We start from the raw sequence: 20,878 nt of genomic DNA on the forward strand, positions 1-20,878 counted from the left end.
GCATCGCCAAGCACGGCGATGCCCTCCTTCGCGTCTTAGCGCGCGAACTCCCGGGCCTGCGCGCGGGCCCGGTTCAGTCGCGCCGGACCGTTTAATCGCGGCGGCGGGTCCTAGCTGCCGGCGACGATGTCCCAGGCGGAGACGGCCATGATGACAAGGCCCACGACGAAGACGCAGATGGTGTCCGGCCGGGTGGCGTAGTGCTTGAAGGCGGTGGCCTTGCGGAAGAGCAGCATGGGCACGATGTAGACCAAGAAGGCGACGAAGATGCCGCCGACGACGGAGATGAAATCCAGGATGGACGGGTTGTAGACCGCCACGGCGACCGAGCCGATAAAGACCATCACGTAGATGACGTAGGTGAGCTTTTTGCCCGTGAGCTTGTCCGCGGTGCGCGGGGCGAGCACGCGGAAGATGTACTTGGTGCCCTCCTCGGTGCCCAGCATGTGGCCGGAGAAGGACGAGGCGATGGCGCAGATGGCCACCACGGGGGCGAGGAAAGCCATGAACGGGGTGTGGGTGACGTTGGCGAAGTAGGACAGGATCGGGATGTTGGCCTCGCCCGCGGCGTCCATGCCTTCCGCGCCCATGGCCATGGAGCAGGACCAGACGAAAAACATCGTGAAGGCCACCAGCAGGCAGGCGGTGATAAGTTCCACCCGGGAGACCTGGCGCTCGGTGCCGGCGACGTCATCACCGTGGCCCTGCTGGGCGTCGAGCGCGAACTGGGACAGCGCCGCCATGTGGCTAAACGAGAAGACCAGCACCGGCAGAATGAGCAGCAGGGACTTCCACAGGGGCGTGTCCGACTGGTAGCTGTAGAAGCTGGCCAAATCCCACTGCGGGATGAGGTAGAAGGAGACCGCCGCCAGGGCGATAATCAGCGGGTAGACTAGCGCGTTGCCCAGCCAGAGCACGGCCTTCTTGCCGGCGGCGAAGGCGAGGGTGAGTACGCCGATGCAGACGCTGGCCAGCACCCAGCGGTTGATTTCCGGGCCGCCGAGCTGGTTGACAATGAAGCTGTCGACGGTGTTGGTGATACTGATGCCGTAGATCAGCACGGTGGGGTAGATGGCCAGCCAGTACAGCAGCGCCGTGGCCAGCCCGCGTTTGCGCCCGGTCAGCGCCGTGATGACCTGCAAAACGTCCAGGCCCTTGATGGGGGAGGCGGCCACGATGCGCGCGTAGGTGCGGTGGGAGAAAAAGACCACGGGCCCGATGAAGGCGGTGGCGATGAGCAGCGGCCAGAAGCCGAAGCTGCCGGCGTTAATCGGCAAAAAGAGGATGCCCGCGCCGACCGCGGTGCCGAACAGGGTGATAGCCCACGTCAGGTCGGAGCCGGCGGAGGAGTCTTCGCCCTCTACCGGGTCCTGGATGTCCTCTTCGTGGATGTGCTCTAGGTCGAATTCTTCGCGCGACTGCGCAATATGCTCCGGGCTATGTTGCTCAGGCAGCTTGTCGCCGTGGATGGGAGTGCTCATTCCTGTCCTTCTCGTCGGATGTGAAATATGACACTCTAGCATAGACGAGTGATAAACCACGGGGCATGGGTTCGGGGGGATTGCATGATTATGCAACCGGGCGCGAGGCGGGGAAGCTGCGGGGGATGGGCAGGCTATAGCGTCAGGCCGCCTATACGTTAAACTGGCAGGGTGACTAAGCCTTCCACTACCCCTCGTCCAGTCCTCGTGGTGGATTTCGGGGCTCAGTACGCGCAGCTTATTGCCCGTCGCGTGCGCGAGGCCCAGATTTACTCCGAGGTAGTTCCCAACTCCGCCACCGTGGAGGAGATCAAGGCCAAGAACCCGGCCGCGCTGATCCTCTCCGGTGGTCCTTCCTCCGTCTACGCCGACGGCGCCCCGGCCCTGAAGCCGGAGCTGCTGGAGCTCGGCGTGCCGGTCTTCGGTATCTGCTACGGCTTCCAGGCCATGAACCACGCCCTGGGCGGCACCGTCTCCTCCACCGGAGAGCGCGAGTACGGCCGCACCGACCTGCACGTGGATGACCAGGCCGGCGTGCTGCACGCCGGCCTGGAAGAAACCCACAAGGTCTGGATGTCCCACGGCGACGCGGTCTCGGCCGCCCCGGAGGGCTTCACCGTGACCGCCTCCTCCGCGGGCGCCCCGGTGGCCGCCATGGAGTGCGTGGACAAGAAGATGGCCGGCGTCCAGTACCACCCGGAGGTGCTGCACTCGCCGCACGGCCAGGAAGTTCTGACCCGCTTTCTGACCGAGATCGCCGGCCTGGAGCAGAACTGGACCGCCGATAACATCGCCGAGCAGCTCATCGACGACGTCCGCGCCCAGGTCGGCGAGACCGGCCGGGCCATCTGCGCCCTGTCCGGCGGCGTGGACTCCGCCGTGGCCGCCGCCCTCGTGCAGCGCGCCATCGGCGACCGCCTGACCTGTGTATTCGTGGACCACGGCCTGCTGCGCGCCGGGGAACGCGAACAGGTGGAAAAGGACTTCGTGGCCTCCACCGGCGCCAAGCTGGTCACCGTGGACGAGCGCGCTTCCTTCCTGGAGAAGCTGGCCGGCAAGACCGACCCGGAAGACAAGCGCAAGGCCATCGGCGCGGAATTCATCCGCTCCTTTGAGCGCGCCGTCGCGGGCGTGCTGGATGACGCCCCAGAAGGCTCCACCGTGGACTACCTGGTGCAGGGCACCTTGTACCCGGACGTCGTGGAATCCGGCGGCGGCGACGGCACCGCGAACATCAAGTCCCACCACAACGTCGGCGGCCTGCCGGACGACGTGGAATTCGAGCTGGTCGAGCCGCTGCGCCTGTTGTTCAAGGACGAGGTCCGCGCCGTGGGCCGCGAGCTGGGCCTGCCGGAAGAGATTGTCAACCGCCAGCCCTTCCCGGGCCCGGGCCTGGGCATCCGCATCATCGGCGAGGTCACCGAGGACCGCCTGGAGACCTTGCGCCAGGCCGATCTCATCGCCCGCACCGAGCTGACCAACGCCGGCCTGGACGCCGAGATCTGGCAGTGCCCGGTGGTCCTGCTGGCGGACGTGCGCTCCGTCGGCGTCCAGGGCGACGGCCGCACCTACGGCCACCCGATCGTGCTGCGCCCAGTCTCCTCCGAGGACGCCATGACCGCGGACTGGACCCGCATCCCTTACGACGTGCTGGAGAAGATCTCCACCAAGATCACCAACGAGGTCAAGGAAGTCAACCGCGTCGTGCTCGACGTGACCTCCAAGCCGCCGGGAACCATCGAGTGGGAATAAGCCGGAAAGCTTAAACCGGCTTCAGCTGAAGGCACGCGCCTTTCAGCGTAAAAACCCGCCGCCGCTACCTCAGGAACGCGTCCTGGTAGCGGCGGCGGGTTTTGTATATTCGCGGCTTTAACAGTTCCGGTGGGGCCGTCTATTCGTACCGCAGGGCCTCAATGGGGTCGAGTTTAGCGGCCTTGCCGGCGGGGTAGTAGCCGAAGAACAGGCCGATGGCGAGGGCGAAGAGCAGGGAGATGACCACGGCGGACAGCGGTGGGAAGGCGAGTAGCCCCATCGCGGCGGAGCCGGCCATGCCGGCTAGGGCGCCGAGGATGATGCCGATGATGCCGCCGACCAGGCAGACGATGATGGCCTCGGTAACGAACTGCCAGCGGATATCCCGCCGGGTGGCGCCCAGGGCCTTGCGCACGCCGATCTCCCGGGTGCGCTCGGTGACGGTGATCAGCATGATGTTCATGACGCCGATTCCGCCGACCAGCAGGGAGATGCCGCCGATGGCAGCCAACCCCATGCTCAGCGAGGTAATGATTTGGTTGAAGCTGGCCATGTCTTGGCTAAAGTCCGTGACCTTGGCGTGGTAGGCGTCGTTGTCTGCGTACATTTCGTCCAAGGCCGCGCGCAGGCGGTCGGCCGCGGCCTGCTTGTCGGCCGAATTGGCCACCTGGACCGTCAGGTGGTTAAAAGCTTCCCCGGTGCCGGGTTGCTTCGAGTAATTCGCCGCCAGCGGGTAGGGGACCGTCATGCTGAGATCCTGGGCGTTGACGCTGAGCAGGCCGGCGGATTCCTCCCGCGCCTTTACGCCGACGACCATCAGATCTACTGCGTTTCCTTCCTGCGGGGTAAATTCCAGGAATTGGCCGATCGCGTTGTGCGGGTCCGCGCCGAAGAGTTCTTCCGCCAGATCCGCGTTGAGCACGGCCACCGGGCGGGCGCCGTCGATGTCGGCGGCCTCGATGTCCCGGCCCGCCGACAGCGGGTCGCCGTTAATCAGCGCCATGTCCGGGTTGATGCCGCGGGTGGTCGCGGAGACCTCCTGGGGCACGAGCTGGTTGTCTATGGAGACCTTGCCGAAGGTGGCGGAGTTTTCCCCGACGCCAATCCCGGTGACCAAGTCGCCCATGTGCTCCCGCAGCTGGTCGAGCTGATCGGGGCTAATCAGCGAGGCGCTATCAATGCCCCCGCCGGAGCCGTACATGGCCACCGGGTCCTGGGTGTCTTCCTCCCCGTCGGCGGGGCGGGAGGTGACATCGACGTTGAGGTTGTTGATACCCGCGTCGTCCAGGTTTTGCTGGAACTGGTTTTTCAGCGAGGCGCTCAGCGTCATGATGGCGATGACCGCAGCGATGCCGATGATGACGCCCAGCAGCGTCAAAAACGAGCGCATCTTGTTGGTGCGCAGGCTGGTCAGCGCCAGGAAGACGGATTCCTTAATGCTCACGGGGCTCCTCCTGCAGGATGCCGTCGCGCATGGTGACGGTGCGTTCGGTCTCTTCTGCCAGTTCCGGGTTGTGGGTGATGAACACGATGGTCTTGCCGTGTTCGCGGTGCAGCGTGTGGAAAAGGTCCATCACGCGGCGGCCGGTGTGCGAGTCCAGCGCGCCGGTCGGCTCGTCGGCGAGCAGGATGTCGGGGTCGTTGGCCAGCGCGCGGGCGATGGCCACGCGCTGCTTCTGCCCGCCGGACAGCTCGTTGGGCAGGTGGTGGGCGCGGTCGGCCATGCCGACGAGCTCGAGCAGCTCCGCGGCCCGCTGCGCGCGCTGCTTGGCGGGCACTCCGGCGTAGACCAGGGGCATCTCCACGTTCTTGGCGGCACTGATGCGGCCGACCAGGTTGAAGTTCTGGAAGACGAAGCCGATGGCCTGGCTGCGGTAGTGCGCCAGCTGGTCGTCGGTGCTATCGAGCACGTCGATACCGTCGAGCAGGTAGGCGCCCGCGCTCGGCCGGTCCAGCAGCCCGATGATGTTCATCAGGGTCGATTTGCCGGAGCCGGAGGCGCCGACCACCGCGGTAAATTCCCCGCGGGGGACTTGGAAATCGCACCCCGGCAGGACGGTCAGTTCCCCTTCGGTGCCGACGTTGAAGCTTTTGACGATGCCGCGCATGTCGATGAGGGCGTTTGGCGCGGTCACTGTTGCCTACCTTCGAATCCGGCGATGGTGACGTTCTGATCGACCAGGCCCTCGTGATCGCGGGCCTGGGGGAGCACGATCTCGCCCGGCTTGACCTCCGTGCCCTTGAGTTCCGCGGCGAAGGCACTGGTAATGCCCACGGTCACGGGGCGCTTGACCACGCGGTAGCCGTCCTCGTCCGGGTTGTCGCCGGCGGGCTCGGCCACAAGCACGAAGGCGCGCTGCCCCTCGCTGAGAATCGCGGTCAGCGGCACGGTGGGCACGTGCTTTTGTTCGGCGGAGACGATCTTGGTCTTCGCGGTGGAGCCGATGTGCAGGCCCTCGGTGTCGCCGGTGACCTCGATGGTGACCGGGAAGGTCGCCTTGGTGGCCCCGCCCTGTCCGGCCAGCGCGGCACTATCCCCGCCGGCGCCGGCGCCAGCGGCGGCCTCGGGCTGCTGGGCGACCGGGGAGATGCCGGTGACCTTGCCGGCAAATTCCTTGCCCGGGGCGCTCGGGGAGGTAAACGTCACCCGGTTGCCCGGGCGCAGGTTAGGCATGTCGGCCTCGTTGACGGTGGTGCGGATTTCCAGCGTGGAGTCATCCGCCACGGTGGCCACCGGCCCTTCCACGGGGCTGCCCTCTTTGGCGTTTAAGACGGTCACGACTCCCTCGAAGGGGGCGGACAGGGTGCCGGCGTTGATGGAGTTTTCCAACCCGGCGTTGGCCAGGTTGGCCGACTCCTGCGCGGCGGACACGTCCTCCTGGGCGCGGGCCAGGGCGCGCTCCTGGGCGGCGATCTGGGTCTGGATATCGCCGGAGGCAGCGGCGGCAGCGCCCTCCTCGTCCGCGCGGGCGCTCGCGGCCGTGGTCTCCCCGTTGGCGGCGGCGGTGTAGAGGCGGTCGAGCTCGGCCTGGGCGTCAGCCACCTGGTTCTGGGCAGAGCGCAGCTCGGTGCGCTGGGTGGCGCGCTGGCCGGCCAGCTCCTGCTCCTCCGGGGTGGTGTCAATGACGGCCAGGGGCTGCTGGGCCTGGACACGGTCGCCCACGTGCACGCGCACGCTGGAGACCGGGCCGGTCAGGCGCGTGGACAGCACGGCCTCTTCGCGGGCGGCCACGGTGCCGTTGGCGCTGACCGCGTTGGTGACGTCCCCGCGGGTGACCTCGGTGACGTCGTCGGCCTGCAGGATGCTCCCGCTGGCCACGCTGGCGTACCAGGACCAGGCAAGTGCGCCGAGGACGAGGACAACTACGGCGATAATGGCGCCGATAATCAGCGGCTTTTTGGTTTTCTTCTTAGCGGTAGCGGGCTCAATGGCCATAACAGCTAGTACTCCTTTTGAGTAAAGGCCTCGGGGCAAAGGCAGGTTTTAAGGCTCTGGCACCGCTGGGGTGGCAGACGGGCAAGTTTTGGTAGTTGCTAACTATAGACTCGAAAACCCTCTCCTTAATCCTCCCTGAGAATGATTTCCGGAAACACCAGAAGCCTTGCGCTAAATCACGTCGGGGAGGATGAAAAGGGAGAGAGAAGAAAGGGAGCGGGGAGAGGGGAGAAGAGAGCGGGCTGCGCGCCTAGGAATTGGTGGCCGCGGTGGGGTAGTCGATGGTGACGTCGCCAACGCCGGCGTCGACGTGGACGGCGAACTTGGCGTCGGGGTTGTCCTGCTCGCGGCAGTTGCTAGCGCCCACGCCGTCGTCACAGGTCAGGCTGTAGGAGACCCCCTTCGGCAGGACGATGTCGGTGTTGCCGACTCCGGCGTCGATGGTGACCTCGGTGCGGTGGTTGAGCTGGTCCCAGTCGCGGATCTGGCTGAAGTCCACCTTGCCGTAGCCGACGGAGAAGTCGTAGGTCTGCGGCAGGTCCTTCACCGAGGTGGGAGTGTATTCGCGGTCGTCAAAGACGAAGCCGTCGCTGACGGTCAGCCCGTCGGTGGGGTTGTCGACGTGGCGGACCACCCGGTAGCCCACGGTCGCGGCGATGACCAGGGCGGCGGCCAGGACCACGCCGAAAAAGCTCAAGGCGACGACCAGGAGGGTCTTGACGAGGGAGCGCTTTTTCTTCTTCGGCTCCTCGGCTGGGCGCGGGTCCGGCAGGTGCCAAGTGTCCGGGGCGGCGCCGAGCGGATCCCAGGCCGGCGGGGTGTTACGGCCCGGCGGGAAGGGGTAACCGTCCACCGGGGTGAACATCGACATGTCCACCTCCGGGTCCGCGGCCGGCTGCGCCTGCTGCGCGTCGGTCTGGGCGAGCTGCCCGGCCGCCAAAAGTCCCGCCGGCGGGGTCGGGCGGTGGCGGTACAGGAAGAACCAGATCAGGCCGGTGAACAGGGCAATGCCAAGCGCCGAGGAGCTAAAGGAGGAGAAGAAGGAGTCTTCCATGATGGTTACCGACCACGCCCCGGAGGTCATCAGGAAGCCGATGAGCAAGGCGATGGCTAGGCCGGACTCGGAAGTCTCCCCGTCCCGGCGGCCGAAGAGGTCTTCGACCGGGGAGGAGGCCTTGGAATAGCGGGGCATCAGCGCCCAGGCCAGGAAGTAGGCCGCCAGCCCGCCGCCGAAGGCGAGGGTGGTGGCCACGAAGGCCACGCGGGGCAGGACCGGGTCGATGCCGAAGCGGGCGCCGATCCCCTCGCACACGCCGGCGATCTTGGCGTTGCTGCCCTGTTCGGCGGGGATGCGCGGCGGGCGGGTGGCCCACATGGCGTGCAGGGTCTCGCCCAGGCCGTCGGTGGGTGTGGAGTCGGAGGAGGCGCCGTAGGGGCTGGCGGGGGCGTCGTTAGCGGAAGCGTCCGGGTGGGGCTCGGAGTGGAACGGGTCGTATGGGGAAGTCATGCTTTAAGTATGGTCTGCGTCTATGCTCCGGCATATCGGGGAGCGCCCTGATCTTTGCCCGGATTAGGTCTCTCAGGGTGATCCCGGATGTGGTCTGCGCGGGAGCGTGGCACGATATTGATCTATGAGTACTCCCCCGTCCGAGCCCGCCGCGTATTCCCAGCGGCGCGCGGCACCCTACCCGGCCATGGTGCGCCCGCAGCAGGGCAGGATGGTCGCCGGCGTGGCCAGCGGTGTGGCCGAGAACCTGGGCGTGGACATCCTCTGGGTGCGCCTGGCGCTGGCCGGGCTGGCGCTGGTCTCCGGGGTGGGGCTGATCCTGTACGCGGGCCTGTGGATATGCACCCCGGCCCGCCAGGACGCCCAGGCCCCGACCTCGCAGTGGGAGATCCCGCGCTGGAGCTGGGGGCTGGTGGTGGCCCTCGCGCTGGCGGCCGGGGTCGCAATCGCGACGGTGGTGCTGGGCGTGCCGCCGCAGGTGCTGATGCCGCTGGCTTTCGTCGCGGTGGGCGCCTTGCTGGCCTGGCAGGCCTATGACCGTTCGACGAATACGCTGCTCGGCATGGGCAGCCTCGCGGCCGGCTTTGCCCTGGTGCTGGCCGGCACGGTGGTCATGGCGGTCTTCTGGGACCGTGAGCACGGGTTCAGCTCGGCGCTGGTGGCCTCCCTGCTGACCATGCTGGGGCTGGGCGTGCTGGTCATCCCGCTGGTGCTGAAGCTGTGGCGCTCGCTGGCGGAGGAAAAAGCGGCGAAGGCGGCGGCGGACGAGCGGACGGTTATCGCCTCCAAGCTGCACGACTCGGTGCTGCAGACCCTGGCGCTTATCCAGAAACGCGCCGACGATGGCCCGGAGGTCGCGCGGCTGGCGCGTTCCCAGGAGCGCCAGCTGCGAGCCTGGCTTTTCGACGCCGACTCCGCTACCCCGGAGACCATCTTCGGCGCGGTGGAAGCCGCCTGCGCCGAGGTCGAGGACCTGTTTAACATGCGGATTAATCCGGTGACCGTGGGGCAGGACGCGCCCCTGAGTGATAACACCAAGCTGGCGGTTGAGGCGGCCCGCGAGGCGCTAGTCAACGCCGGCAAGCACGCGCAGGTGGACACGGTCGACGTCTTCTGCGAGGTGCTGGCGGGCGAGCTGACCCTGTTCGTGCGCGACCGCGGCGTGGGCTTCGACCCGGCTGCGGTGGCGGCCGACCGCCACGGGATCCGGGACTCCATCCGGCAGCGCATGGAACGCGTGGGCGGTGTGGCGCGGCTGGATAGCCAGCCCGGGGCCGGCACGGAAGTGGAGCTCACGGTAGCGTTATAGGCATGGTTACTGTCTTCTTGGTCGATGATCACTCCGTCTTCCGCGCCGGGGTGCGCGCGGAGCTGGCCGACAAAGTAGACATCGTGGGGGACGTCGGGACGGTCGCCGAGGCTATCCGCGGCATCAACGAGACCCGCCCGGACGTGGTCCTGCTGGACGTACACATGCCGGACGGCGGCGGGCTGGCCGTCATCCAGGGCATTGAGCCGGGCCCGAAGTTTTTGGCGCTGAGCGTTTCCGATGCCGCGGAAGACGTCATCGCCCTCATCCGCGCCGGGGCGCGCGGCTACGTGACCAAGAATATTGACGGCGCGGAGCTGGCGCGGGCGGTCGAGCAGGTCTACGACGGGGACGCGTATTTCTCCCCGCGGCTGGCCGGCTTTGTGCTGGACGCCTTCGCCGCCGGCGAGCCGGCCCCGGAACCGGAGGGCGAGCCCAAGCCCCTGCCCGCCCAGGGTGAGGATCCGATAGTCGACGCCCTGACCCCGCGCGAGCTGGAGGTACTGCGCCTGCTGGCGCGCGGCTATACCTACCGCGAGATCGGGCAGAAGCTGTTCATCTCCATCAAGACGGTGGAAACGCACGCCTCCAATATCCTGCGCAAGACCCAGCAGTCCAACCGCTATCAGCTCACCCGCTGGGCGGCCAGCCGCGACCTGGACTGATTAATCCCAGGTGAGGCGGGCGCCCCTCGCGCCAGTCGAACGGACGTTTGCATGTGTCCGGGGGAGGGTTCATACTTAAGGGGTGCAGCAAACAAGTGTTCCCCAAGCGGTGGGCCAGTCGGTCGAGGACCGGGTGGCGGCTCTGCGCGCGCAGATGGAAAAGATGGGCGGCGGCTCCGCCCTGCCCGCGCGCGGGCCTAAACAGCACGTTGCGCGCTCCGCCGAAAGCGGTGCTGAGCAGGGGAATGGCAAAAGTTCCGGGGATTCCGGCGGGCAGGCCGCGCTGGCCGGTGCCCTCCCGGCGGGCGGCTTGGTGCGCGGCAGCGCGGTGCGGTGCAGCGAGTGCCCGGCCTTCATAATAGAACTGGTGTGTCAAGCAACGGAGGAAGGCTACTACGTGGCCCTGGTCGGCTGGCCGGAGCTGGCCCTGGCCCAGGTGTGCGAGCGCGGGGATATTAGCAAGGTGGTCGCGGTGCCGGACCCGGGCACGGATCCGTGGGCGGTCAGCGCCACCTTGGTCGAGGGCATGGATTTTGTCATCCAACGCGTGCGCGCGGCCTCCCAGCAGCGGGTGCTCAGCCCCGCGCGGGCGCGCCCGGTGGCAGCCCGGCTGCGGCAGGGGCGCGCCGTGCTCATTACTGTCGGGCAGCACGTGCCGTCCGCGGCGCTGCGGCTGGACGCCCAGGTAGAGTCCTACCCGGGGATCGGGCGCGGGTGCGGGCGTATCCGCGGGGTCGAGGTGCGGGTGCAGGTGTACTCGAAGTATCTGTCGCACCCGGCGCAGTCCGTGGTGAGGTGCGCATGAGCGCGCCGGCAGTGCGGATTGCTGCGCTCTGGTTTCCCGATTGGCCCATCCAGGCCGCCCGCTACGCCGAGACCCTGCCGGAGGGGACGGGGGCGGGCAGCCCCATCGGGGTCCTTGCCGGCGGGGCTGTGAAGGTCTGCAATACCGCCGCGCGCCGCGCCGGGGTCCACCGCGGCATGCGGGTGCGGGCGGCCCAGGCGGTCTGCCCGGAGCTTTTAGTCTGGGAGTCCCAGCCGGAGCGCGAGGGCGCCGTCTTCGCAGAAATCGTGGAATCCCTGGACGCGGTGGCCTCGTCCATTGAGGTCATCCGCCCCGGCCTCGTGGTGGTGGACGCCGCCGCGGCCGCCCGCTTCCACGGCGGGGAGGCCACCGCGGTGGAGATGTTGGTCGACGCCGCCGCGCGCCAGGGTCTAGATATGATGGTCGGGGTGGCTGATGAGCTGGCCACCGCCATTATCGCGGCCCGGGACCGCGGGCTCGGCGCGGTGGTGGAGCCGGGGGCCTCCCGGCAGTTCTTGGCCCCGCGCAGCGCCCAGGTGCTGGCCACGGAGGTCTCCCTGGGCTGCCCGCCGGAGCTGGTCGCCCAGTTCGTGCAGCTGGGCCTGCCCACCTTGGGGGATGTGGCGCAGCTGCCGCTGCAACAGGTCACCAGCCGCTTTGGCAACGCCGGGCGGCGGTGCCACGCCATCGCCAGCGCGCAGCCGGACCGGCGGGTCGCCCCGGAGTCGGCGGGGGCTGAGCTAGACGTGTGGATGCGCCCAGAGGATCCGCTGGAGCGCGTGGACGCCGCCGCGTTCGCCGCCCGCCAGCTGGCCGCCCAGCTACACCAGCGCTTGAGCGGGGCCGGGCTGTCGTGCCTGCGCCTGCGCGTGAGCGCGCAGTGGGCCGACGGCACGGAGTTGCGGCGGATCTGGCGCACGCGCGCGGCGCTGAACGAATCCGCCACCGCGGACCGGGTGCGCTGGCAGCTTGACGGCTGGCTGGTGGGCAACCAGGCCGAGGGCGGGATCGTAGGGCTCGGGCTGGAGCCGCTGGAGGTCGCCCAGCCGGAGCAGCACAGCCTGGTGGAATCCGGGACGGGTTTGGCGGCCCGCGCCCAGCAGGTCATCGAGCGCGTCCAGTCTCAGCTGGGCATCGACAAGGTGGTCCAACCGGTCGACCGCGGCGGCCGCGGGGTGGCCGAGCGGGTTGACTTCGTGCCCTACGGCGAGCGGGTCGAGCCCGCGCCGCCGGGCGCCTGGCCGGGCCGGATTCCGGCGCCGCTGCCGGCCCAGCTGGAGCTCGACCACCCGAGCGCGAACCACCCGGCCGCCCGCATCCGGATGATCAATGCCGAAGGTCACGACGTCTTCGTTACTGAGGAAGCGTTGCTCTCGGCTGAGCCGGCCGGCCTGGCCTGGGGAAAAACCGCTACCTGGTCACCGCGTGGGCGGGCCCGTGGCCGGTGGACACGGGCTGGTGGACGGCCGCCGGCACGCGCCTGGCGCGGCTGCAGATAGTCGGCACGGATCAAGAAAAGACGCGGGCCTGGCTGCTCAATTGGCAAGCTGGTCGGTGGACGGTCGAGGCCAGCTACGTCTAGGAAGGCCGCCCCAGTGCCATGACGTCTGCGCGGCGTGGGCTAACGGTCAAGGACGTCGACGACCACGCGCTTCGGGTCGGTGAGGACCTCCACGGAATAGGGCCGGGCCTGGTCGAGACCGATGATGAACTGGGAGCGGTCCTCGAAGGTGCCGGCGCTGGTGACCTCGGTGATGATGCTTCCGTACCCGGTCATGGTGCCGAGTGCCGGGTCGTCCTTGCCCAGCTCGTAGGGCAGGACGGTGCCGTCGATGTTGACGTTGAGGGCAGTAGCGCCGTAGTAGTTGATGCGTTTGCCGGAGCCCTGCTGGGTGGGCTGGTCCTGGAAATCGACGAACCAGCCGGGCTGGCCCTCGCCCTCCAGGTCGAAGACCACGCGCTCAAAGCCGGGGTGCTGGCCGATGCGCATGTTGGTCACCATCAGCCGGGCGGGTGCCGGTGGGCGCTGAGTCTTCATCTCCTTGTCGGCGTCCCCCAGGGGGCTGGGACCGGAGACGTTCTGATCCTGCTTGTCGGAGTCCGCCGAGGAAGAATCCGTGGGGTGGGCGACGCCAATCCCGGCGAGCATGTCTCGGGAGCCGTCTGTAGAGCAGGCAGACAGGCCACACGCAGCGGTGATAAAAATTGCTGCAATTTGGGCCCGGCGGGCTCGGTCAGGGACAGACATAGTGCCTACGGTAGCGGTTTTTCCAGGGAGAAACAAAATACGAGTTCGATTTCACTCGAAGGGAAATAAAATTATTGCAGTGCCTCCGCTAGGGGTTATAGGCAGGCCGGCAGGAGGTAGAATGACGGTCATGTCAACAGCTGAAAAGATCGGGGAAAACGGGGCAACTGAAGCGTTGTGCTCCGACGTGGACGTCGAGCCGCTGGCGGGTTCCGCGAAGCAGGAATCCGTCTATGTCCTCTTCGAGTGGCCCGGCGGGTGGTCCCACGACATCCTGGACGGCGGCACCTTCCCCCCGGAGCTCACCGCCCGGTTGAAGGACAAGCTCGACGGGCAGGCGGGCCTCCAGCTCATCCGGCGCCCCGGACGGGCCGGCCGCCAGGTCGGCAGCGTGCACCGCTGCTACCTGGTCTGGGCCGAGCGCGGGGAAATGGAGATGCTCCTGCTGGAAGGCCCGGAAGACATTCTCGACCTGGATCTTTCTGGCCCGGGACGCAACGGCGGCGGTGAGCTGGATACGCCCCTGGTGCTGGTGTGCACCCACTCCAAGCGCGACAAGTGCTGCGCCATCAAGGGCCGCCCGCTGGCCGCGCAGCTGGGCGAGATCTTCCCGGCGATTGTCTGGGAGACCTCCCACACCAAGGGCCACCGTTTCGCCCCCTCGGTGCTGCTGATGCCGTGGGGCTATTCCTTCGGCCGCCTGAACCTGGAGGCCGCGCGCGAGATGACCAAGCGGGCCTTAAACGGCAGCTATTTCTATCCGGCCAACCGCGGCCGCGGCCTGTATTCCCAGCGCGGGCAGGTCGCCGAGCTGGAGGTCGCCCGCCGCCTCATCGAGGCTGGCGAGGAGGTAGGCTATGCGGATCTGCGCCCCGAGGACGCCGGTTCCGGGCCCGTGCGTGTGTCCCACCGCGACGGGCGGCACTGGGACATCGAGCTGGTCCAGCGCGAACACGACGGCATCGTCGCCTCCTGCGGGAAGGAACCAAAGTCCTCGCTCATCTGGGAAGTCGCCTAAGGCCGGCCCCGGGCCATCGTTAGCCACCCGGGGCATCGTTGGCCAGAAGACGCCCTGGGGATAAGCCAACCCCCCGGCGGGCACTAGCTCTAGCGGCTAGGGGCTGGCCGGGGGTGGGGTGTTGTGGCGGGGCTGGTTAGCGGCGCATGATCTTGGCCGAGACCCAGTTGCCCAGGAACTGGGCGGCCTGGACCAGGACGATGATGATCAGGGTGGCCACGACGGTGACCTGCCACTCGTAGGCGCGGTAGCCGTAGACGATGGCGAAGTCACCCAGGCCGCCGCCGCCGACGTAGCCGGCCATGGCGGACATGTCGACCACAGCGATGAACAGGAAGGTGTAGCCCAGCACCAGCGGGCCGAGGGCCTCGGGGATGATGACGCTGGTGATGATCTTCCAGGGGCTGGCGCCCATCGCGCGGGCGGCCTCGATGACGCCGGGGTCGATGCCCACGAGGTTTTGCTCGACGATGCGGGCCACGGCGAAGGTGGCGGCAAAGGCCATGACGAAGGTGGCGGGCTCGCGGCCGATGGACGAGCCCATCACGGCCACGGTGACCGGTTGCACGAACGCCAGCAAGATGATGAACGGGATGGGCCGGATGATGTTTACCGCGATGTTGAGGATCGTGTAGATAAACCGGTTGGCCAGGATTCCCGACGGGCGGGTGGTGTAGAGGAGGATGCCGAGGATAAGGCCCAGGATGCCGCCGATGATCATGGTCAGCGAGACCATGATGAGGGTGTCGACGATCGCCTCCATGAGGGTGCCGGACAGGCGGTCCCAGTCCGCTGCGGCCAAGATAGTTGTCGTCATCGCTTGATCTCCTGAATGTCGGTGGTCTGGGACATGGTGTGGTAGAACTCCTCGATGGCCTCGTCAGAGCCGTTGAGGCGGACGGTCATCTTGCCGAAGGAGTGCTGCTGCAAGGTGGTCACGCCGCCGTGGACGATGGAGATGGACACGCCGCGCTCGCGCAGCTGGGCGGCCGCGCCGAAGAAGCCGGAGTTTTCCGTCAGGTTGATGGTGAACAAGCGGCCCTCGTGGGCCAGCAGGTCGTCAGCCTCGACGTGGTCTGGGGTGTTGCGCAGGGAGGTGGACACGAAGCGCTGTGCCACCGGGGTCTGCGGGTTGGAGAAGACCTCGTAGATGGAGCCCTGCTCGACCACGCGGCCCTCCTCCATGACGGCGACCTTGTCGGCGATGGAGCGCACGACCTCCATCTCGTGGGTAATGACCACGATGGTGATGCCGAATTTCTGGTTGACCTGGCGCAGCAGCTCCAGGACCTCGTGGGTGGTCTGCGGGTCCAGCGCGGAGGTGGCCTCGTCGGCCAGCAGGAGGCGCGGGTTGGTGGCCAGCGCGCGGGCGATGCCGACGCGCTGCTTCTGCCCGCCGGAGAGCTGCTCCGGGTAGTTCGAGCCCTTGTCGCCCAGGCCGACGAATTCCAGCAGCTCCTGCACGCGCCGCTTGCGCTCGGCCTTGGCCACGCCGGCCAGCTGCAGCGGGTATTCGATGTTGCCGGCGGCCGTGCGGGAGTTAAACAGGTTGAACTGCTGGAAAATCATGCCGATGGAGCGGCGCAGGGAGCGCAGCTTCTTCTCCGACATGCCGGCGATGTTGGTCTCGTCCAGCAACAGCTCGCCCTCGGTCGGGGTGTCGAGCCCGTTGATGAGGCGCACCAGGGTGGACTTGCCGGCGCCGGAGTAGCCGATGATGCCCATGATTTCGCCGGGCTCCACGGTCAGGTTGACATCGTCGAGCGCCTGGGTGGTGGTCTTTTTATGCTCAAAGACCTTGGATACGTGGCGGAACTCGACGCGGGTTCCGGTAGTGGGTGATTTGGTCACTAAAGCCCCTTGGTAGTTGCGTGTGCAGTGGCGGGTTCATTAAACGTGGCACAACCCCGGCAACGCGGTAGCCATTGAGCTGGGCGCGTCGGCGGGGTAGAAGGGGCCGGGGAGGAAGTTTAGAGCTCTTCCTCGAGGCGGTTGAGGATGTCCTGCAGCTCCTGCGGGCTGCGCTCCACGGAAACGGACGTGCCCTTGGAGTCTTCCTGCACGGCTTCCTGGACCTCGGGGGTGTGCCAGATCTTGACGAGCTCCTGAAGGGTCTCGTTGTCGGCGTCCTCCGAGCGCACGGCGAAGACGTTGATGTAGGGCTCGGCCTCCTCGGAGTTCGGGTCGTCCTGGACCACCGCGGTGGTCGGGTCGATGCCGGCGCGCTCCAGGAAGGAGTTGTTGATGACGGCCGGGGTGCCCTCGCTGTAGGCGGACGTGGTCTGCTCGGCGCCGACCGGGGTGACCTTGACCTTGGAGGCCTTCTCATCAATGTCGGCCGGGGTCGGGGTCAAAAGCCCGTCCTGCTTCAGGGTGACCAGATCCTGCTGGGCCAGCAGGTTGATGGCGCGGCCCTGGTTGGTGGAGTCGTTCGGGACGGCGACGGTCTCGCCCTCGATGCCGTCCAGGGAGTCGTGGTCCTTCCAGAACAGGGCCAACGGCACGATCTCGGTGGCGGCGATCGGCACCAGGTCGGTGCCGTTGCCCTTGTTGTACTCGGCCAGGAACTTCAGGTGCTGGAAGTTGTTGGTGTCCAGCTCGCCCTGCTCCAGGGCCTGGTTCGGGGTGGTGTAATCCGAGTAATTGACGATGTCCAGGTCGAAGCCCTGGTCCTTGGCGGCGGTCTCAAACGCCGCCCAGGCCTTCTTGGAGGCGTCGGTGGTGCCGACGGAGATCTTCGAGTCCTTGGTGATTTCCCCTCCCTCGGAGTCGGAGGAGCAGGCGACGAGGCCGGTCGCTGCCACGACGGTGGCGGCGGCTGTGGCAAGAGCGCGACGGATCTGCATGAGAATGGTCCTTTTCTGTGTGACTTTTATAAGGCCGGGCGGTGTTACGGGGCAGTGCCCGGGCGCCGTCCGGTAGGCGTAATAAAGCGGGGTGCGGGGTGCGCAACCTCGGTGAGTTATAACCTAACAGCCTGTATACCGCTTTGTCTATTTACTTGCAGATTTTATGCATATTCACAGACTGCTCGGTTTGTAAGGTGCGAGCAATTAGAACACGAGTTCGTATCTTGCTAGGCTGTGCGACGTGAAGTTTAACGGCGGACGGGCACTGAGCTGGTCGCGGCTGGAGCGGATCCTTTCCGGCCGCCCGGCGCTCACACCTGTGCCCGTAAACCACAGCGATGAGCAGGACTTACCGCGCGAAACAAAGAAGTCCGCGGTGCCGTTTGCGGAGCTGCATGCCGTGTCGAGTTACTCGTTTCTGCAGGGCGCTTCTGGGCCGGAGGAGCTGGTCGAACGCGCAGTTGAACTAGGGCTGGAATCTCTGGCGCTGGTGGACAGGGACGGGTTCTACGGCCTGATGAAATTCGCCGAAGCCGCCGCCCGCGCCGGGCTGCCCACGGTCTTCGGCGCCGAGCTGAGCCTGGACGAGGGCGTCCTGACGGTGCTGGCGCGCGGCCCGGAGGGCTACCGGCGCCTGTCGCGGCTTATCGCCCAGGCCAAGATGGCGGCCGGGGAGAAGGATAAGACCGCCTACCCGCCGCTGGCGCAGGTCGCCCGCGCCCTGGGCGAGGAGGTGGTCTACCTCGCCGACGTGGACTGGGTGGACCGGCTAGACCAGCTGGTGGGCGCCGCCGGGGCCAGCAACGTGGTGCTCGAATACGCCAGCACTATGGTGCCGGCGGACGCGGACCGCCACCGCCGGTTAGATAGTGCCCGAAAAGACTGGGGGCTGCGGGCTATAGCGAGCGCCCGCCCGGCGGCGGCGCGGCGCGGCCAGGCCCGCCTGGCGGCGGCGAAGAACGCCTTGGCCCACCGGCAGTCCCTGCAGCAGGCGGACCCGGACCAGCACCCGATGGGGGCGAGCTGGCTGCGCTCCGGCGAGGACATGGCGCGCCTGCTGCCCGGGCGCGAGGATCTGCTGGCTGCCGCGGCCGAGCTGGGGCGCGAATGCAGCTTTAGCTGGGACGTTTTGGTGCCCAACCTGCCGCACTTTGACGTACCGGACGGGCACACGGAGATGGCCTGGTTGCGTGAGCTGGTCTACGCGCGGGCGCGCAAGCGCTATGCCAGCCGGCCGGCCGATATCCGCGAGCGCGCGAAAAGGCAGATAGAGCACGAACTCGCCGTGGTGGAGCAGCTGGGCTTTCCCGGCTATTTCCTCATCGTCACGGACCTGGTGGATTTCTGCCGCCGGAAAAACATCCTGTGCCAGGGCCGCGGTTCTGCCGCGAACTCCGCGGTCTGCTTCGCGCTGGGTATCACGAACGCGGAGCCCCTCTCCGCGGGTTTGCTCTTCGAGCGCTTCATGTCCCCGGACCGGGACGGCCCGCCGGACATCGACGTCGATATTGAGTCCGGCCGCCGCGAGGAGGTCATCCAGTACGTCTACTCCGCCTACGGGCGCCAGCAGGCCGCGCAGGTGGCCAACGTCAACACCTACCGCCGCAAGGGCGCGACCCGGGACGCCGCCCGCGCCCTGGGCTACCCGCAGGGCAGCGCGGACGCCTGGTCGAAGGGCACTGACGAGACCCCGGAGGACGTGGTCGCACTCGCCGAGGAATTCCTGGGCCAGCCGCGGCACCTGGGCATCCACTCCGGCGGGATGGTGCTGTGCGATAGGCCTATTGCGGACGTGGTGCCCATGGAGTGGGCGCGGATGGAGGGCCGCTCGGTGTTGCAGTGGGACAAGGACGACTGCGCGGCCGCCGGCCTGGTCAAATTCGATCTGTTGGGGCTGGGCATGCTGGAGGCCCTACACCACATGCAGGACCTGGTAGCCGAGTCCATCGGGCGGCAGGTCAACCTTTGGGAGCTGGACCTGGCGGAGGAGGCCGTCTACGACATGCTCTGCCGGGCTGACGCCGTCGGCGTTTTTCAAGTCGAGTCCCGCGCGCAGCTGGCCACCCTGCCGCGGCTGAAACCCCGCGTCTTCTTCGATCTGGTCGTTGAGGTTGCCCTCATTCGGCCGGGCCCCATCCAGGGTGGGTCCGTGCACCCGTACCTGCGCCGGCGCGACGGGCTGGAGGAGGTCACCTACGAGCACCCGGTGCTGGAAAAATCCCTGGGCAAGACGCTGGGGATCCCGCTGTTCCAGGAACAGCTGATGCAGATTGCCGTCGATGCCGCCGGTTTTAGCGGCGCCCAGGCCGACGATCTGCGCCGCGCGATGGGCTCGAAGCGCTCGCCGGAGAAGATGGCCGCGCTGAAAGACCAGTTCTTCGCCGGCCTGTCCGCCACCCACGGGATCACCGGGGAGACGGCGGACAAGCTCTGGAACAAGATCGTGGCCTTTGCAGCCTACGGCTTTCCGGAGTCGCACTCCCAGTCCTTTGCCTCCCTGGTGTATTTCTCCGCCTGGTTCAAGCACCACTACCCGGCGCAGTTCTGCGTGGGCCTGCTGCGCGCCCAACCGATGGGCTTTTATTCCCCGCAGTCGCTCATCCAGGACGCCCGCCGCCACGGCGTGCCGGTGCGTCCGGTCAGCATCAATGTCTCCGGCAAGGAGTCGAGCGTGGAGGCCATCGAGCCCACCCCGGGCCAACCGGGCGACCCACCTGGTCCCGTGGCCATCCGCCTAGGCCTGGGTCTGGTCAAGGGACTCGGCGACAAGGCGGCCGAACGGGTGGAGGCCAACGCGCCGTACACGGATATCCCGGACCTGTCGCGCCGGGCGGGGCTGAAGGTCGCCCAGGTCGAGGCCCTCGCCGAGGCCGGCGCCCTGGACTGTTTGGGGCTAAGCCGCCGGCAGGCGTTGTGGCAGGCCGGGGTGGCGGCCACCGAGCGCGCCGGCATGCTGCCCGGCATGTCTGCCATTTCCGCGCCGGCCCTGCCCGGCATGTCCTCCTTCGAGCTGCTGGCCCAAGACATCGCCGCCACCGGGGTCAGCCACGACCGGCAGCCGATGTCCGCGGTGCGCGGGGCCCTGGATGCCGCCGGCATCCTGCGGGCGCGCGACCTGGCCACGGTCCCGGACGGCACCCGCGTGCGCCTGGCCGGGCTCATCACGCACCGGCAGCGCCCGCAGACGGCCGCCGGCCTCATCTTCTTAGGGATGGAGGATGAGACCGGGCTGATGAACGTGATGGTCTCGCCCGGGCTGTGGAAGCGGCAGAAGGTGCTGGCGCGCACGGCCAAGGCGCTGGTTATCCGGGGTATTGTCCAGAACGCCACGGGCGCGGTCAGTGTGGTGGCGGACAAGCTCGAGCCGCTGGATATCGGTGAGTATTTCAGCCGCGGCTCGCGGGACTTCCGCTAGGCGGGTGCCGGCGGCCGGAGGCGCCGGGAGGGGCCGGCTAGATCCGCTGGTAGAGCTCGCTGGACAGCGGGGTGAACTCGGTGCGGGAGAAGACGGCCTCGACAGGTAGGTCGAAGAACTCGCAGATGCTAAAGGCCAGGTCCAGGCTGGGCGAGTGGTCACCGCGCTCGAGCGCCCCGATGGACTGGGGGTTCACATCCACGGCCGCGGCCAGCTCGGCGCGGGAGACGTCGCGCTCGACGCGAAGCAGGCGCACGCGGTTGTAGATGGGGCGGCGCGGCTTCTTCTTCGGGGACATGCAAGAAATTATTGTATAAACATAACGGCTAGTCAAGGTGTAGTTTTCCGGCGCGAGGCACCCGCCCGGGAGCAGCACCCCGGCTATCACCCGGC

Annotated in this window: 16 protein-coding genes and 1 pseudogene; 7 read left to right on the top strand and 10 right to left on the bottom strand. The window is 67.5% G+C overall.

The genetic code is table 11. The features are described from left to right. Positions 1 to 110 precede the first annotated feature (110 nt). Positions 111 to 1,481 (bottom strand): amino acid permease, encoded by a 1,371-nt coding sequence (locus HMPREF3067_RS07970; RefSeq protein ID WP_070769192.1) that lies wholly within the window; start codon positions 1,479 to 1,481, stop codon positions 111 to 113. 171 nt (positions 1,482 to 1,652) lie between these two features. On the opposite strand from HMPREF3067_RS07970, the gene guaA reads away from it, so the two are divergent. Next, positions 1,653 to 3,233 (top strand): glutamine-hydrolyzing GMP synthase, encoded by a 1,581-nt coding sequence (gene guaA / locus HMPREF3067_RS07975; RefSeq protein WP_210400100.1) that lies wholly within the window; start codon positions 1,653 to 1,655, stop codon positions 3,231 to 3,233. Between the two features lie 139 nt (positions 3,234 to 3,372). On the opposite strand, the gene HMPREF3067_RS07980 is transcribed toward guaA, so the two are convergent. From HMPREF3067_RS07980 to HMPREF3067_RS07995, 4 genes are all read right to left on the bottom strand, one after another. Beyond that, positions 3,373 to 4,677, bottom strand: coding sequence for an ABC transporter permease (locus tag HMPREF3067_RS07980; protein ID WP_070769193.1), 1,305 nt, complete (start codon positions 4,675 to 4,677; stop codon positions 3,373 to 3,375). Continuing rightward, on the bottom strand, positions 4,667 to 5,341 hold the full coding sequence (locus tag HMPREF3067_RS07985) for an ABC transporter ATP-binding protein (RefSeq protein ID WP_070769289.1): 675 nt from the start codon (positions 5,339 to 5,341) through the stop codon (positions 4,667 to 4,669). Before HMPREF3067_RS07985 ends, HMPREF3067_RS07980 begins: the two co-directional genes overlap by 11 nt. A 23-nt stretch (positions 5,342 to 5,364) precedes the next feature. Beyond that, positions 5,365 to 6,669, bottom strand: coding sequence for an efflux RND transporter periplasmic adaptor subunit (locus HMPREF3067_RS07990; RefSeq protein ID WP_070769194.1), 1,305 nt, complete (start codon positions 6,667 to 6,669; stop codon positions 5,365 to 5,367). 250 nt (positions 6,670 to 6,919) lie between these two features. Further along, entirely contained in the window at positions 6,920 to 8,176 is a 1,257-nt protein-coding gene (locus HMPREF3067_RS07995; RefSeq protein ID WP_083319216.1) for a PspC domain-containing protein, read from the bottom strand. A 124-nt stretch (positions 8,177 to 8,300) separates the two neighbouring features. Here HMPREF3067_RS07995 and HMPREF3067_RS08000 point away from each other — a divergent pair, with 124 nt between their 5' ends. The 4 genes and pseudogenes from HMPREF3067_RS08000 to HMPREF3067_RS08015 all read left to right on the top strand — a co-directional run bounded on the left by HMPREF3067_RS08000 (position 8,301) and on the right by HMPREF3067_RS08015 (position 12,537). After that, complete coding sequence (locus HMPREF3067_RS08000) at positions 8,301 to 9,485, top strand: ATP-binding protein (protein WP_070769195.1); 1,185 nt, start codon at positions 8,301 to 8,303, stop codon at positions 9,483 to 9,485. A 2-nt stretch (positions 9,486 to 9,487) separates the two neighbouring features. Continuing rightward, positions 9,488 to 10,150, top strand: a complete 663-nt coding sequence (locus HMPREF3067_RS08005; protein ID WP_070769196.1) for a response regulator — start codon at positions 9,488 to 9,490, stop codon at positions 10,148 to 10,150. 82 nt (positions 10,151 to 10,232) lie between these two features. After that, a complete protein-coding gene (locus HMPREF3067_RS08010) occupies positions 10,233 to 10,955 on the top strand; it encodes a hypothetical protein (protein WP_141759369.1) in 723 nt (240 codons plus the stop codon). Then, positions 10,952 to 12,537, top strand: a pseudogene (locus HMPREF3067_RS08015) (DNA polymerase Y family protein). Before HMPREF3067_RS08010 ends, HMPREF3067_RS08015 begins: the two are co-directional and overlap by 4 nt. A gap of 39 nt (positions 12,538 to 12,576) precedes the next feature. Here HMPREF3067_RS08015 and HMPREF3067_RS08020 read toward each other — a convergent pair. Continuing rightward, on the bottom strand, positions 12,577 to 13,203 hold the full coding sequence (locus tag HMPREF3067_RS08020; protein ID WP_070769197.1) for an AMIN-like domain-containing (lipo)protein: 627 nt from the start codon (positions 13,201 to 13,203) through the stop codon (positions 12,577 to 12,579). A 130-nt stretch (positions 13,204 to 13,333) separates the two neighbouring features. Here HMPREF3067_RS08020 and HMPREF3067_RS08025 point away from each other — a divergent pair, with 130 nt between their 5' ends. Then, positions 13,334 to 14,221, top strand: a complete 888-nt coding sequence (locus tag HMPREF3067_RS08025) for a sucrase ferredoxin (protein WP_141759370.1) — start codon at positions 13,334 to 13,336, stop codon at positions 14,219 to 14,221. A gap of 136 nt (positions 14,222 to 14,357) precedes the next feature. Here HMPREF3067_RS08025 and HMPREF3067_RS08030 read toward each other — a convergent pair whose 3' ends face one another. From HMPREF3067_RS08030 to HMPREF3067_RS08040, 3 genes are all read right to left on the bottom strand, one after another. After that, complete coding sequence (locus HMPREF3067_RS08030; protein ID WP_070769199.1) at positions 14,358 to 15,038, bottom strand: methionine ABC transporter permease; 681 nt, start codon at positions 15,036 to 15,038, stop codon at positions 14,358 to 14,360. Next, on the bottom strand, positions 15,035 to 16,072 hold the full coding sequence (locus HMPREF3067_RS08035; protein WP_070769200.1) for a methionine ABC transporter ATP-binding protein: 1,038 nt from the start codon (positions 16,070 to 16,072) through the stop codon (positions 15,035 to 15,037). Before HMPREF3067_RS08035 ends, HMPREF3067_RS08030 begins: the two co-directional genes overlap by 4 nt. 119 nt (positions 16,073 to 16,191) lie before the next feature. Further along, complete coding sequence (locus tag HMPREF3067_RS08040; RefSeq protein ID WP_070769201.1) at positions 16,192 to 17,067, bottom strand: MetQ/NlpA family ABC transporter substrate-binding protein; 876 nt, start codon at positions 17,065 to 17,067, stop codon at positions 16,192 to 16,194. A 244-nt stretch (positions 17,068 to 17,311) separates the two neighbouring features. Between HMPREF3067_RS08040 and HMPREF3067_RS08045 the strand changes: the two genes are divergently transcribed. Further along, positions 17,312 to 20,485, top strand: coding sequence for an error-prone DNA polymerase (locus HMPREF3067_RS08045; protein ID WP_070769202.1), 3,174 nt, complete (start codon positions 17,312 to 17,314; stop codon positions 20,483 to 20,485). A 37-nt stretch (positions 20,486 to 20,522) separates the two neighbouring features. Here the strand turns inward: HMPREF3067_RS08045 and HMPREF3067_RS08050 are convergent, their stop codons facing one another. Then, on the bottom strand, positions 20,523 to 20,783 hold the full coding sequence (locus tag HMPREF3067_RS08050; RefSeq protein ID WP_070769203.1) for a helix-turn-helix transcriptional regulator: 261 nt from the start codon (positions 20,781 to 20,783) through the stop codon (positions 20,523 to 20,525). Between the last annotated feature and the right edge of the window lie 95 nt (positions 20,784 to 20,878).

Source organism: Corynebacterium sp. HMSC04H06, from assembly GCF_001815935.1.
Taxonomy (GTDB): domain Bacteria; phylum Actinomycetota; class Actinomycetes; order Mycobacteriales; family Mycobacteriaceae; genus Corynebacterium.

Excerpts from the sequence above, each read along its gene's own strand:
- HMPREF3067_RS07970 (WP_070769192.1), bottom strand. The coding sequence starts at position 1,481 with ATGAGCACTCCCATCCACGGCGACAAGCTGCCTGAGCAACATAGCCCG.
- HMPREF3067_RS07985 (WP_070769289.1), bottom strand. The coding sequence starts at position 5,341 with ATGCGCGGCATCGTCAAAAGCTTCAACGTCGGCACCGAAGGGGAACTG.
- HMPREF3067_RS07990 (WP_070769194.1), bottom strand. The coding sequence starts at position 6,669 with ATGGCCATTGAGCCCGCTACCGCTAAGAAGAAAACCAAAAAGCCGCTG.
- HMPREF3067_RS07995 (WP_083319216.1), bottom strand. The coding sequence starts at position 8,176 with ATGACTTCCCCATACGACCCGTTCCACTCCGAGCCCCACCCGGACGCT.
- HMPREF3067_RS08000 (WP_070769195.1), top strand. The coding sequence starts at position 8,301 with ATGAGTACTCCCCCGTCCGAGCCCGCCGCGTATTCCCAGCGGCGCGCG.
- HMPREF3067_RS08005 (WP_070769196.1), top strand. The coding sequence starts at position 9,488 with ATGGTTACTGTCTTCTTGGTCGATGATCACTCCGTCTTCCGCGCCGGG.
- HMPREF3067_RS08020 (WP_070769197.1), bottom strand. The coding sequence starts at position 13,203 with ATGTCTGTCCCTGACCGAGCCCGCCGGGCCCAAATTGCAGCAATTTTT.
- HMPREF3067_RS08025 (WP_141759370.1), top strand. The coding sequence starts at position 13,334 with ATGTCAACAGCTGAAAAGATCGGGGAAAACGGGGCAACTGAAGCGTTG.
- HMPREF3067_RS08030 (WP_070769199.1), bottom strand. The coding sequence starts at position 15,038 with ATGACGACAACTATCTTGGCCGCAGCGGACTGGGACCGCCTGTCCGGC.
- HMPREF3067_RS08040 (WP_070769201.1), bottom strand. The coding sequence starts at position 17,067 with ATGCAGATCCGTCGCGCTCTTGCCACAGCCGCCGCCACCGTCGTGGCA.
- HMPREF3067_RS08050 (WP_070769203.1), bottom strand. The coding sequence starts at position 20,783 with ATGTCCCCGAAGAAGAAGCCGCGCCGCCCCATCTACAACCGCGTGCGC.